The 13925-nt window shown below is 24.3% G+C and carries 13 protein-coding genes; 5 read left to right on the top strand and 8 right to left on the bottom strand.

Annotation, left to right across the window (positions count from 1 at the left end; translation table 11 throughout):
• Position 1: 1 nt before the first annotated feature.
• The 3 genes from dxs to U0T63_02115 all read right to left on the bottom strand — a co-directional run bounded on the left by dxs (position 2) and on the right by U0T63_02115 (position 4334).
• Positions 2-1867, bottom strand: coding sequence for a 1-deoxy-D-xylulose-5-phosphate synthase (gene dxs, locus U0T63_02105; GenBank protein ID XBC39127.1), 1866 nt, complete (start codon positions 1865-1867; stop codon positions 2-4).
• Positions 1868-1886: 19 nt separating this feature from the next.
• Positions 1887-2786 (bottom strand): polyprenyl synthetase family protein, encoded by a 900-nt coding sequence (locus U0T63_02110; GenBank protein ID XBC39128.1) that lies wholly within the window; start codon positions 2784-2786, stop codon positions 1887-1889.
• A gap of 375 nt (positions 2787-3161) precedes the next feature.
• The gene (locus tag U0T63_02115; GenBank protein ID XBC39129.1) at positions 3162-4334 is read right to left on the bottom strand and encodes an MFS transporter; all 1173 of its coding nucleotides are present in this window, start codon (positions 4332-4334) and stop codon (positions 3162-3164) included.
• A gap of 100 nt (positions 4335-4434) precedes the next feature.
• On the opposite strand from U0T63_02115, the gene U0T63_02120 reads away from it, so the two are divergent.
• The gene (locus U0T63_02120; protein ID XBC39130.1) at positions 4435-4713 is read left to right on the top strand and encodes a TusE/DsrC/DsvC family sulfur relay protein; all 279 of its coding nucleotides are present in this window, start codon (positions 4435-4437) and stop codon (positions 4711-4713) included.
• Positions 4714-4727: 14 nt separating this feature from the next.
• Here U0T63_02120 and cyoE read toward each other — a convergent pair whose 3' ends face one another.
• From cyoE to cyoA, 5 genes are read right to left on the bottom strand one after another with little or no spacing between them, the layout of a single operon-like run.
• Positions 4728-5585, bottom strand: a complete 858-nt coding sequence (cyoE, locus tag U0T63_02125; GenBank protein ID XBC39131.1) for a heme o synthase — start codon at positions 5583-5585, stop codon at positions 4728-4730.
• A 4-nt stretch (positions 5586-5589) separates the two neighbouring features.
• On the bottom strand, positions 5590-5919 hold the full coding sequence (gene cyoD, locus U0T63_02130) for a cytochrome o ubiquinol oxidase subunit IV (GenBank protein XBC39132.1): 330 nt from the start codon (positions 5917-5919) through the stop codon (positions 5590-5592).
• Positions 5916-6527, bottom strand: coding sequence for a cytochrome c oxidase subunit 3 (locus U0T63_02135; GenBank protein XBC39133.1), 612 nt, complete (start codon positions 6525-6527; stop codon positions 5916-5918). Before U0T63_02135 ends, cyoD begins: the two co-directional genes overlap by 4 nt.
• 2 nt (positions 6528-6529) lie before the next feature.
• A complete protein-coding gene (cyoB, locus tag U0T63_02140; GenBank protein XBC39134.1) occupies positions 6530-8521 on the bottom strand; it encodes a cytochrome o ubiquinol oxidase subunit I in 1992 nt (663 codons plus the stop codon).
• A gap of 49 nt (positions 8522-8570) precedes the next feature.
• The gene (gene cyoA / locus U0T63_02145; GenBank protein XBC39135.1) at positions 8571-9431 is read right to left on the bottom strand and encodes a ubiquinol oxidase subunit II; all 861 of its coding nucleotides are present in this window, start codon (positions 9429-9431) and stop codon (positions 8571-8573) included.
• Between the two features lie 360 nt (positions 9432-9791).
• Here cyoA and U0T63_02150 point away from each other — a divergent pair, with 360 nt between their 5' ends.
• The 4 genes from U0T63_02150 to clpX all read left to right on the top strand — a co-directional run bounded on the left by U0T63_02150 (position 9792) and on the right by clpX (position 13844).
• On the top strand, positions 9792-10097 hold the full coding sequence (locus U0T63_02150; protein XBC39136.1) for a BolA/IbaG family iron-sulfur metabolism protein: 306 nt from the start codon (positions 9792-9794) through the stop codon (positions 10095-10097).
• Between the two features lie 272 nt (positions 10098-10369).
• Positions 10370-11671: a trigger factor gene (tig, locus tag U0T63_02155; protein ID XBC39137.1), complete on the top strand. Its 1302-nt coding sequence runs from the start codon at positions 10370-10372 to the stop codon at positions 11669-11671.
• A 201-nt stretch (positions 11672-11872) separates the two neighbouring features.
• Entirely contained in the window at positions 11873-12499 is a 627-nt protein-coding gene (clpP, locus tag U0T63_02160; protein XBC39138.1) for an ATP-dependent Clp endopeptidase proteolytic subunit ClpP, read from the top strand.
• 82 nt (positions 12500-12581) lie between these two features.
• Positions 12582-13844 carry an ATP-dependent Clp protease ATP-binding subunit ClpX gene (clpX, locus tag U0T63_02165; protein XBC39139.1) on the top strand — a complete coding sequence of 421 codons (1263 nt, stop codon included), beginning with the start codon at positions 12582-12584 and terminating at the stop codon, positions 13842-13844.
• The last annotated feature ends 81 nt before the right edge of the window (positions 13845-13925 follow it).

Here is a 13925-nt window from a genome sequence, read left to right on the forward strand (position 1 = left end):
TTTATTCGTTCAACCATAACAAAATTTTTTCTAAAATTCCATCTGCATCTAATTTATATTCACTACGAATTTCAGATTGATTTCCTTGAGGAATAAATATATCTGGAATTCCAATATTTAAGATAGGAATAGAAATTTTTTTTCTCATAAATAGTTCGTTAATATAACTTCCAGCACCACCTGAAATTACACCTTCTTCAAGAGTAACAAAAAAACTATGATTTTTAACTAAATTTAAAACTAAACTGACATCTAAAGGCTTTACAAAACGCATATCTACTAAAGTAGAATCTAAATTCTGTGCTACTTTCTCGGCAAAAACATATAACGGACCAAAATTTAAAATAGCTATTTTTTTACCTATTCTTGTCACAATTCCTTTTCCAATAGAAATTAACTGCATAGATTTTAAAATAACTCCGATACCACTACCCCTAGGATATCTTACTACACAAGGACCTTTCTCGTAACAATATCCAGTATAAAGCATATTTAAAAATTCATTTTCGTTACTCGGAGTCATAATAACAATGTTTGGAATACATCTAAGATAAGTTAAATCAAATATTCCTTGATGAGTTTCACCATCTTTTCCTACTATTCCCCCTCGATCTACTGCAAATAAAACAGGTAATTTTTGTAAAGCTACATCATGTATAACTTGATCATAAGCTCTTTGAAGAAAAGTAGAATAAATTGATAGCACAGGCTTATATCCACTAATAGCCAATCCAGCAGAAAAAGTTACAGCATGTTGCTCTGCTATTGCAACATCAAAAAATTGATCAGGAAAAAGTTTAGAGAAACGTACCATACCTGATCCTTCTGCCATAGCTGGAGTAATTCCTATTAACTTCTTATCTATTGCAGCCATAGAACATAACCAATTCCCAAAAATTTCAGAATAAGTAGATATAGATCTCTTTTTTTTTAATATTTCACCAGTAGAAATATCAAATTTAGGAACAGAATGCCACTTTATAGGATCCAATTCAGAAGGTGAATATCCTTTTCCTTTTTTAGTAATTATATGTAATAAATTAGTACACTTTTGAGTATTCAATCGACTAATAATATCTACTAATAAAAATATGTCATGTCCATCTATTGGACCAAAATATTTAAATCCTAAACTATCAAAAAAACTATTTGATGATTTTATACTCTCTAAATATTTTTTTTGATATAATGGATTATCATTTAAAAAATCAGATTTAATACCAAAATTGTTCTTATTCTTATATTTTTGCATTACGTCGAAATCTAATAAAATTTTAGAAAAATATGAACTTAAAGCACCAACATTATTAGAAATAGACATATTATTATGATTTAAAATTATTAACAAATCTATATTACTACATCCGGCATGATTTATAGCTTCAAACGCCATACCAGAAGTTATTGCACCATCTCCAATTACACATATTGTACGTCTATCCTTGTTTTCTTTTTTTGAAGCAATAGCCATACCTACTCCTGCACTAATAGAAGTAGCAGCATGACCTACCCCTAAAACATCATATTTACTTTCTTTTCTACATGGAAAAGAATGAATTCCATTTCTTTTTCGAATACTAAAAATACTGTTCCTTCTTCCTGTTAAAATCTTATGAGGATAAGTTTGATGACCTACATCCCAAATTAAGTTATCAAAAGGAGTATTAAAAACATAATGTAAAGCTACTGTTATTTCAATAACTCCTAAACTAGATGATAAATGACCACTAGATTGACTAATAACCTCTAATAAATATTGACGTAATTCATAACATAATTGAGGCAATTTTTTGAGAGGTAATAATTTTAATTCTTTAATCGAATTCACCAAATGCAATACTGGATATTTTATGTAGTTAAAACTCATTATAAACTCTTTATAAAAGTTATTTATTACGTATAATAATGAAATATGCTAATTCTTTTAACAATGTTATATCTACATGATTGCTAGATAATACTTTTAAAGATTGTAATGCATCACTATATAATTTTCTTAATTTTTCTTGAGATTTTTTTAAACCAATTACTAATGGAAATGTATTACTTCTCGAATATTTTTCATATCTTGTATGATAGCTTATACAACTCATATCATTTGAAAAATCAAGAATATCATCTCGAATTTGAAAAGCTAAACTAATATTTTTAGAATATTCTTTTAATGCTAAAAGTACACTACTATTATTTATATTACTAGAAATTAAAACTAATTGAACTGATGTATTAATCAATGATCCAGTTTTATACCAATAAATTTCTTCTAATTCGCACAATTTCAATTTTTCATATTTAAATTTTAAGTCACGAAATTGACCAATACACATACCAGAGATACCAGAATAATGCGATAACTCTGAAATCATTTTTACTTTTTTACTATCAGAAATTATATTTGAATTAAGATTAGAAATAATATTAAAAGATAAACATTGCAATGCATTTCCCGCTAATATAGCAGTAGATTCTCCAAATTTTACATAACATGAGTCGTATCCTCGTCTTAACTTATCATTATCTAAAGATGGTAAATCATCATGAATCAAAGAATATGCATGCATAAATTCAATAGAAGATGCAAGAATGTCTACAATATTATCATTAACTTGAAATATTTTTCCTAAAATATACATTAATACAGATCGAATTCTTTTACCTCCTAACAATACCCCATATTTCATAGCATCTACAAGTAAGGAATCCTGAAAAGGGATATTTTTTAATAATTTTCGCATAAAATCATTAATTCTCTTTTTTTTGATATTAAAAAATTCAAATAAATCCATTTCTACTTCCCAAAAATAAAATCTAAAATAAAACCATGTAAAGTTCTAACAATCTAAATACAATTTTAATAACTATTTAATTAAATATTTAAATATAAAACTACATTAAGATACTTAAAAACGTTATATAAACATTAAAATATCTAATACTCGCACTGAAATTACTAATTATTTTATGACATTTTATAATATATATGCATATTATTTTACATATGCATTATTAAAACGTGTTTGGATACTGTTTGAGTATAACCTATTAAAATATTAATTCTTATTATATTACATAATATAAATATAAAATTATAAATATAATTTTTTAAACAACTTAACTAAGTTAATAAAAATTTATTTATAGAAAAATAAAACTTTACATTTCTATAAACGCCATAAGTTTATAAAAAGCCAAATACAAACCATAAAAAATCTAAATAAAAATAAAATACTACTATTAAAGTAATGTAAAACAAACCCTCCTAACATTCCTCCTAAAGAAGAACCTAAAAATTGATTAATGGAATACAAAGCCATAGAAGTACCTTTATAACTTTTAGGAGAATACTCACTAATTAAGATAGGTAAAACCATTTCAAAAAAACTAAAAACTACAAAAAATACTTGTAAATTAAAAATAAAAAAGAAGAAATAATTTTTAATTAACACTAGAAGTAAATCAGATATGACTAATAAAACTATCAAAAAAAAAGCAATTTTCTTTTTAGATGTATTTGTTTTAATATTTTCTGTAATTGGTAATACAACCAAAAAAGAGATCACAATAACAACTAAATATAATATCCAAGATAAATGAACAAAACACTTATATATGTTTAACTGAACTGGAATTATAATAAAATATAAAATTAAAATAAAGTGAAGAAAAAAATTATTTAAATTTAGTTGACACAAATTAGGATTTTTTAAAATTTTTAAAAAGTTTTTGTATTCAGTTTTTATACTAAATATATTATTTTTATGTTTAAAAGATGGAATAAAATAAAAAGCTACTATAATACATATTACAGAAAATATTAAACTAACTAAAAATAAAACATGAAAACCAAAAATCTTAACTATAATAGGACTAATCACTACAGACAATAAAAAACTTAACCCGAAACTCATTCCTAAGCATCCCATAGCTCTTGTAAGATTTTTTCTAGACACTATATCGGACAAAAGAGCCATACATACTGAAGAAATTGCACCTGATCCTTGTATACTGCGCCCTAAAATAATTCCAAAAATAGAACTACTATTTAAACATATAAAACTTCCCATTGAAAAACACAATAAGCCTAAAATGATAACATACTTCCTTCCTATTTTATCGGATAACCATCCATAAGGAATTTGAAATATAGCTTGAAAAAATCCATATGCTCCCATTGCTAAACCTATTAATAATATAGTACTATTTTTTAAATTAATTCCATAAATACTGAAAACAGGATAGATCATAAACATCCCAAATGCACGCAAAGAAAAAATAGTGCACACTCCTAAAATGAACTTCCATTCTTTTATTTCAAAATTGAATTTATTTGTCATACATTGAACATTTTTGTTATAATATTTAAATACATTTTATATGCATAGATATATTATCTATCATAAAAATAAAATTTAAAAACATTTATAAAAATACATAATGAATAAAAATAAACCTTGGAATAAGTATATAGCACAAAAAATCGCAAAAAAAGAATCCATTGATATTACCAAAGATCATTGGGAAGTAATATATACTATTCGTGACTTCTATTTAAAATTTAATATCACTCCATCCATGAGAATATTAATGAAACTAATGGAAAAAAAAAACTTAAAAAAGATGACAAGTTGTTACTTATTTAAATTATTTCCTCGTGGTCCAGTTCAACAAGCGAGCAAAATAGCAGGAATTCCCAAGCCATCTAGCTGTTTTTAATAATATGAATTATTTCAATTTACAAAATCAATTGATATCATAATGTTTAATACTATCATAATAACAATAGAAAGATAAAAAATGTTTTTTGACCAAAATATATTTTTTTTATCATTGTGATATTCTTTTATAGAAAGAAAAAACCAAATTATAGAAAGCAATGATAAAATTAAAAAAAATTTGTATCCAGCATATCCAATAGCAGTCAAACAAAAAATAGAAATTAAAAACAAAAATATAAATATACTAACGCAACGCTTAGTAACCCAAATAGGTTTAATAACAGGATATACAGGTATCTTAGCTTTCTTATAATCGTCTAAATTCATTACGAAAATAGCATAAGAATGAGGAATTTGCCAAAAAAACATAATTATGAATAAATTAACAGTACATAAATCTATATAGTTAGTAACTGAACAATAACCTAATAAAGAAGGAATAGCTCCAGAAATACTTCCAATTATCGTAGAATATATTGATTTAGTCTTTAAAAGAAAACTATAAAAAAAAGAATATACTATTACTCCTAAACACGAAAGAAACACACATAATATATTTATAAACCACCCAAATAAAAATAACCCTAACATTGCTAGAAATATGGAACTAAATATTGAAAAACGATAAAAACAAGGATTAATTACTAAAATCCTTTTTTTAGTTCTATTCATATTCTTATCGATATTTCGATCAATAACATTATTCAATATACAAGAAGAACCTACAACTAATGATACACTTATCAAACTCCAAAATAATAGATTGTAGTTAACATTTCCTTTAGAAGCTAGCAAAAAACCACCTAAACAAGATATTATATTTCCAAAAACAATTTTCGGCTTCAAAATTCCTAAAAGAGATATGATCATATTATTACATTATCTCTGTATTATGATTTAAATTACTCATTATCCAATATGATCCTATTAAAATAATCATAATAATTAAAAAAGAAAAAATAATTGATATCAAATTCCATTTATGTTCATTAAAATAATTTAAATGAAAAAAAAATTTAAAATGAATAAATACTTGAAAAACTAAACATAGAACTATTAAGAAATAAGTAATTTCTTTAGAAAATAATTTTTTCCAAACTAAAAAAAATGGAAATATAGTTAAAATAGACAATATTAAAAAATTTAAAATATAAAAAAAATATTGGTTTTTAGAAAAAAACCTTCTTAAACTAATAAATTTCATAAAATTGCTCCTACTAAATGAACTGTAGAGAATATAAACACCCATATTATGTCTAAAAAATGCCAAAATAAACTTAAAAAGAAAATTCTTGAATATATTTTGTATGTTATTCCAAACTTTATTACTTGTACAATCAAAACACAAGCCCATAAAATAGCTACCAAAACATGAAATCCATGAGTTAATAGAAGAGTAAAAAAAGCAGATAAAAAACCATTATGAGATGGGCCACAATCATTCTTTATAAGAAAATAACACTCAGAAGTTTCTAAAATTAAAAAGAATAGTCCTAATAAAATGGTAACAATAAACCAAAATACAACCTCATTTTTCTTATACTCTTTAATTTTTAAAATAATAAAACTATAAGAAAAAGAACTTAATAACAAAACAAAACTCTCTAAAACAACTATAGATAAATTAAAAATTTCCTTTTTATAAAAATCAAAAAATATACTAGACCTCATAACAAAATAAACAGAAAATAACGTAGAAAACATAATACAATCACTCATCAAATACAACCAAAATCCAAATGCTTCACTAGAATTCAAAACTTTAGTGGTTAATTTAGCCATATTTTCTTTCACATTTATTACATTATTCACGATTATTTTAATCCTACATGTTTAAGATTGTTGATATGTTTATTTTCAATGTTACTAACTTGATTTTTAGATATTGTATATCCATGATCCAAACAAAAACTTTTAAAAATTAACAAACATGCAATTACAAAAAATGACAAAATAGATAACCAAAAAATATACCAAACTAAGGAAAAAGCCAAAATAACAGAAAAAAAACTGATAAAAATACCTAAACTAGTCTTTTTTGGAAGATGAATATCAGAATATGAAATATGAAAAGACGTTTTTTTTGTCTCTCTATTCATTTTTAACTTCCAAAAATGATCACGACACGAAATCACAGGTATAATTGCAAAGTTATATAATGGAGGAGGTGAAGGAATTGACCACTCTAATGTCCTACCATTCCATGGATCACCTGTAATGTCTCTATTAATGTTCCGATCACGAATAGACACTATAATCTGAATAACTTGACATATAATTCCAATAGCAATCAAAAAAGTCCCAAAAGAAGCCAACACTAGAAAAGAATGAAATTGAGGATCTATGTTCTGACTAATTCGACGAGTCATTCCCATCAGTCCTAAAATATACAAAGGCATAAAAGCAAAAAAGAAACCAAAAATCCAAAACCAAAATGCTCTTTTTCCCCATATTTCAGATAAAGAAAATCCAAACATTTTAGGAAACCAATAAGTTATTCCAGAAAAACATCCAAATACCACACCTCCAATAATAACGTTATGGAAATGAGCTACTAAAAATAAACTATTATGTAAAACAAAATCAATAGCTGGTAAAGATAGTAATACACCTGACATTCCACCTATTGAAAAAGTAATTAAAAATCCTATAGTCCATAACATCGAAGAATGCATATAAATACGACCGCGATACATGGTAAATAACCAATTAAAAATTTTTACTCCCGTTGGTATTGCTATAATCATAGTAGCTATACCAAAAAATGCATTTACATTAGCTCCTGCGCCCATGGTAAAAAAATGATGCAACCATACAACAAACGATAAAATAGTAATTACAATAGTCGCCCAAACTAAAGATATATATCCAAACAAAGCTTTTGCAGAAAAAGTAGCTACAACTTCTGAAAAAATCCCAAATGCGGGCAATATTAAAATGTATACTTCAGGATGACCCCAAATCCAAATTAAATTAACATACATCATTACATTTCCTCCAAAATCGTTAGTGAAGAAATGAAATGCTAAATATCTATCTAATGTCAGCAATAATAAACTAATAGTTAAAACAGGAAAAGAAGCAAGAATCAAAACATTTGTACAAAATGCAGTCCATGTAAATACAGGCATTCTGAACAAATACATTCCAGGAGCACGCATTTTTAAAATAGTGACTAAAAAATTAATAGCTGTCAGAGTTGTTCCTATTCCAGACAATTGCAAACTCCATATCCAATAATCAACTCCTACTCCAGGACTAAATCCAATTTCTGACAAAGGAGGGTATCCTAACCATCCTGTGCGTGCAAACTCACCAACTCCTAAAGATATATTTATCAAAATGGCACCGCTAGCAGTTAGCCAAAAACTTAAATTGTTAAGAAATGGAAACGCAACATCACGAGCACCAATTTGTAAAGGAACAACCAAATTTATAATTCCGATTATAAGAGGCATAGCTACAAAAAAAATCATTATCACACCATGCGCAGTAAATATTTGATCATAATGATGAGGAGTCAAAAATCCTATTCCTGCTTTAGATGAAGCTAATACTTGCTGAGCTCGCATCATTATAGCATCAACAAAACCACGAAATAACATGATACTTGCAAGTATTATATACATAACCGCGATTTTTTTATGATCTACAGAACAACACCATTCATCCCATATATAATTCCATTTCCTCAAATAAGTAATTAAAATAGATATAGATATAATACATAAAAAAATCATAAAATATGTTACCATGATAATAGGATCATTATATGGAATAGAATTCCAATTCAATCTTCCAAACATTCTTAATCATTCTCCTTACATTTAAATAAAATATAATTTAAAAACCAAATTATTTTTTTAAATATTTGTTACTTTCTAAAATTAATGTAAATAAATTATCTTTAACATCAGAATAATATTTAATTATATTATTTTCACTAGGGATAGCTATTTTTTTAAAACTTAAAAAAGAACTCAAATGATGTTCAGAATTCCTAACTTTATATATCCATGATTTAAATAATGAAATATTAGGAGTTACTATCGTTTTAAATTTCATATTAGAAAATCCATGTCCGCTGTAATTAGCTGATATGCCTTTATACGTTCCAAATTGATTAGCTATCAAATTTAACGTAGTACGCATACCTGCCATAGCATATATTTGACTTCCTAATGAAGGAATAAAAAAAGAGTTAATTGCAGAATTAGACGTCAACTCAAATATAACTGGAGTATTAACAGGAAATACTAATTCGTTTATAGTAGCAATTTTTTCATTAGGATAAATAAACAACCATTTCCAATCTAACGATACAACATTAATTTTTATAGGAGCAACATTAGAAAAAATACGTTTTTTAGGATCTAAATCATGCGTAGATTTCCAAGATAATATTGAAAGAAAGATAATTATAACTATTGGAAAACCCCATGCTAATAATTCAATAATATTAGAATGCGACCAAGTAGGATCATAATTAGAATTAATATTAGATTTTCTATATCTCATTACAAATAAAAACGTCATAAAAAACACTGGAATTATAATAAACAACATAACTATAAAAGCAATCGTTATCAACGATTTTTGTTCTGTTGCAATCATACCTTTTGAACATAAAAACCCACTATTACATCCATTTAAAGTTAAAATAGCAGTTACTATACAAAAACTTAAAACAAATGTACGATATCTTAAAAAAAGCATTTAATAACCTCAAAATAGATCTTATTTTAAAAGTAAATTAACTAATATTTCATTTTAAAAACTAAAGTTTTCAAACAAAAATCATACAGTAACACTAATTATTATCCATACTTATTTAAATATAAATACAAATGTAATAATTAATTATATTCGAAAAGTGTTAGTTCTTCACTAACGTAACATTTTTCTAAAAATTTTATTTAATTTTTATAATTTATAATAAATTTTATATTATAATTTTTTAAAAAAACTAAAATATACATTTTTATTTTTCAACATAAAATAAAAATAAAACACTTCTATACTCCAACTGATTTAATATATATTCAAAACACATTTAATATATTAAAATTTAAAACAATGATTATAAAAAAAATAAAAAATTTGTTAGTATCGCAATTTAATATAAAAAAAATTAAAATTGTCAATGAAAGTAAAAAACATAAATTTATTTATAAAAACTATTCACATTTTAAAATTATTATCGTGAGTGACGACTTTAAAAAATATAGTTTGTTAAAAAGACACCAGAAAATATATCATATATTGTCTTCATACATTGCTATATATAACATTCATGGACTAGCATTATATACATATACTCTTAGTGAATGGAAAAAAAAATGTAATGAACATTTAATATCTCCTATATGTTTAAAAAAATAAATAAAATTAGATCAAATATCAATTCATAACAACGATATTCGAAAATATAAACTTTGAATAATATATCTATACATATCAATTAAAATATATAATTAGTTATTATATTTAAAACAGTTCGTTCTTAAAAAAATTTTAATTTTTATATAAAATTTTATTTATATATAAAAAATTGAAATATTAAGATATATAAATAATAAAATTAAATGTTTAATAAACATTAAACGTTTAAAACTCATACATATCGTTATTCAAAAATTATTTTAAGGGATGCAATGAAACTTAAAATTGAAGAAAATCAAAACTTATTTAAAAAAATTCATATCACTATTCCGAACGACGTAATACAAAAATATATACAACTAGAATTTATTACGTTAAATAACACTATTAAAGTTAATGGATTTAGAAAAGGAAAAACACCATTATTAATTTTAGTTAATAAATATGGAGAAAAAGTACAACAACAAGTGTTGCAAAAATTAATCAAAAAATATTTTTTAAACATAGTAAGCAAAAAGAAACTGCACGTAGCTGGAATGCCTAAATTTATTTTTCATAAATATAAAACCAATTCAGATTTCAATTTTTCCATAGAATTAGAAATATATCCACAATTCATACTAAATATCCATCAAAAAACTATAAATATTCCAAAAATCAATATTACAAACAAAGATATCCAAACTATAGCTTATAGTATGTTTAAAAAAGATGTTTGGATAGAAGTAAATCAAAAAATTACATTACATGATAAAGTTACTATTGCTTGTATTTTTAATAATTCAACTAAACATCAAAAATATAATGTACAAAACTTTCAATTTATCATTGGAACAAACAAAATATTTTCTCAAATTGAAAAAAAATTATTTGAACATAAAGTTAACGAATCTTTTTTAATTAATATTACTTTTTCAGAATATCATTGTGAAGAAAAAATTGCAGGAAAAACATTTGAAATAAAAGTAATTATAAAAAAAGTCGAAAAACTCGAGCAAAACTTAATACAACAAAAAGCAAAAAACACTGCCTATTTAAATGCAAAAAACTTCGAAAAAATTAAAAATATTTTGAAAAATCAATCCGATATAATAGTTAAACAACATATAAAATCACAAATCATACAATGTTTAATAAAATCTAACCCAATAGATGTCCCATCTACATTAATACAAGAAAACTTTTTAATTTTAAAACAAAAAAACAAAGAGCTATATGAAAAAAATAATAAAAACGTTTTTATAAAAGATTTCCAAAAAAATTTGATTTTAAAAGCCAAAAATAAAGTTATTACAGCAATTTTAATCCAAAAATTTATAAAAGACAATTCTTTAGAACCTAATTTAAATACAATAGACTTACTTATTAAAAACATAGCAACATCTCAAGATCATATTAAAACACTAATGTACTTATATAAAAATAATAAAAACGTTAAAAAATATTTAAATAACATTGACCTCGAAGGACAAGTCATTACTCAACTTGAAAAAAAATTTATTAAAAATTTTAAAGAATGTAACTTTTGTAAAGCATTATATAATTTAAATAATATAAAAAGTAGCAATATTTAAAACTTTATGAATCTTAAATGAAAAACTATATTTAATTTAATATTAGTAACGTAACTAAAATCTTAAAATAAAAACTCATTCTATAAATTATTTCTGAAAATACAAATTTAAAAAGCTATACATTCTAATATTAGACTAAAACATTTTAAACAACTTTTAAATATTATAAAATATTTACTAATTTTATATACTGGAGAAAACATGTTATACAAAAAAACAAACCGTGAACATAACAAAAATACAACACTTTTGATTCCCATGGTAATAGAAAAAACATCTTATGGAGAAAGATCATATGATATATATTCGAGATTACTAAAAGAAAGAATAATTTTTCTAACAGGAATAATTGAAGATTCTTGTTCTAATTCTATAATAGCTCAAATTCTATTTTTAGAGTCTGAAAATCCAGAAAAAGACATTTTTTTATATATTAATTCTCCAGGAGGAAATATTTCATCAGGTATGTCTATTTATGACACTATGCAATTTGTAAAACCAAATGTTAATACTATATGCATAGGTCAAGCATGCTCCATGGCTGCTTTAATCCTAACATCAGGTGCAAAAGGAAAACGATTTTGCCTTCCAAACTCAAGAATTATGATACATCAACCCTTAGGTGGTTGCAATGGACAGGCATCAGACATAGAAATTCACGCTAAAGAAATTATAATTATTAAAAATAGAATTAATAAATTAATGTCCATTCACACTGGAAAAAGTTTAAAAATTATAGAACAAGACACTGAAAGAGACCATTTCTTTTCCGCTACAGAAGCTATTAAATATGGATTAATAGATTACATCTTGCACCATAGAAAATAATCTTTAAAAAACAATTGTACTCAATACAAATATGATTAAATAAAAACTTAAAACATTGCATTATATTTTATCAGGAAAACTAATGATAGATAATACGAATAACAACAAAGAAAAAATATTGTTTTGTTCATTTTGTGGAAAAAACCAAAAAGAAATAAAAAAAATAATTGTAGGACCTTCAGTTTATATTTGCGATGAATGTATAAAATTATGTAATAAAATTATTTACGAAGAAATTCAAAACACAAAAAACTCAAATAGTAAAAAATATGATATTCCTATACCTAAAAAAATTAAAGATTACCTTGACGACTATGTAATAGGACAGGATGAAACTAAAAAAGTTTTATCAGTTGCAGTGTACAATCATTACAAACGCATAAAGAACTTAAATTCAAAATATGATATTGAACTAGGAAAAAGTAACATTTTACTAATAGGACCTACAGGAAGTGGAAAAACATTATTAGCAGAAACATTAGCAAAATTGCTTAAAGTTCCTTTTACTATAACTGATGCTACTACTCTTACAGAAGCTGGATATGTTGGAGAAGACGTAGAAAATATTATCCAAAAATTGTTAAGAACATGTAACTATGATATAAATCAAGCAGAACAAGGTATTATTTATATAGATGAAATAGACAAAATTTCTAGAAAATCTGATAACCCCTCTATAACACGAGATGTATCTGGAGAAGGAGTTCAACAAGCCCTATTAAAATTAATAGAAGGAACAATTGCATCAGTTCCTATGCAAGGTGGAAGAAAGCATCCACAACAAGAATTTTTTAAAGTAAATACCTCTAAAATTTTATTCATATGTGGAGGAACGTTTTCTAACTTAGAAAAAATAATTTCAAAAAGGTTAGAAAAAGAAATAAATATTGGATTTAATGCTAAAATTAAGAATAAAAAAAAGAAGAACAAAAAAAATAGTTTATTAAAAAAGGTAAAACCTGAAGATTTAATTAAATTTGGACTAATTCCAGAATTTGTTGGACGATTACCTATACTTACTACATTACATGAACTTAATAAAAAAGCATTAATAGAAATATTATGCAAACCTAAAAATGCGCTAATAAAGCAATATCAAACATTATTTGACATTGAAGGAGTACAATTACAATTTCATGAAGACGCTATTTCATGCATTGCTAACAAGGCTATAACTCGGAATATAGGTGCACGTGGATTACGTTCAATAATGGAAATTATTTTACTAGATACAATGTATAATTTACCTTCTAAGACAAACGTTAAAAAAATTTTAATTAATAAATCAGTAGTTAATGGAAAATCAACACCAAAAATAATTTACCAAAAGTGTGGATCCATGTAAGAATCTAAAAAATTGAAAATTATTTAATATCTCAATATGATATATTTTACTTTTATTATCTTAATTTATTAGTATTGAATA

Source organism: Buchnera aphidicola (Nurudea shiraii) (genome assembly GCA_039829955.1).
GTDB classification, from domain to species: domain Bacteria; phylum Pseudomonadota; class Gammaproteobacteria; order Enterobacterales; family Enterobacteriaceae; genus Buchnera_B; species Buchnera_B aphidicola_AY.

Coding starts and splice junctions, on each gene's coding strand:
- cyoE (XBC39131.1), bottom strand. CDS start 5,585: ATGATCATATCTCTTTTAGGAATTTTGAAGCCGAAAATTGTTTTTGGA.
- cyoB (XBC39134.1), bottom strand. CDS start 8,521: ATGTTTGGAAGATTGAATTGGAATTCTATTCCATATAATGATCCTATT.
- U0T63_02120 (XBC39130.1), top strand. CDS start 4,435: ATGAATAAAAATAAACCTTGGAATAAGTATATAGCACAAAAAATCGCA.
- tig (XBC39137.1), top strand. CDS start 10,370: ATGAAACTTAAAATTGAAGAAAATCAAAACTTATTTAAAAAAATTCAT.
- cyoA (XBC39135.1), bottom strand. CDS start 9,431: ATGCTTTTTTTAAGATATCGTACATTTGTTTTAAGTTTTTGTATAGTA.
- U0T63_02110 (XBC39128.1), bottom strand. CDS start 2,786: ATGGATTTATTTGAATTTTTTAATATCAAAAAAAAGAGAATTAATGAT.
- dxs (XBC39127.1), bottom strand. CDS start 1,867: ATGAGTTTTAACTACATAAAATATCCAGTATTGCATTTGGTGAATTCG.
- U0T63_02150 (XBC39136.1), top strand. CDS start 9,792: ATGATTATAAAAAAAATAAAAAATTTGTTAGTATCGCAATTTAATATA.
- cyoD (XBC39132.1), bottom strand. CDS start 5,919: ATGAAATTTATTAGTTTAAGAAGGTTTTTTTCTAAAAACCAATATTTT.
- clpX (XBC39139.1), top strand. CDS start 12,582: ATGATAGATAATACGAATAACAACAAAGAAAAAATATTGTTTTGTTCA.
- clpP (XBC39138.1), top strand. CDS start 11,873: ATGTTATACAAAAAAACAAACCGTGAACATAACAAAAATACAACACTT.
- U0T63_02115 (XBC39129.1), bottom strand. CDS start 4,334: ATGACAAATAAATTCAATTTTGAAATAAAAGAATGGAAGTTCATTTTA.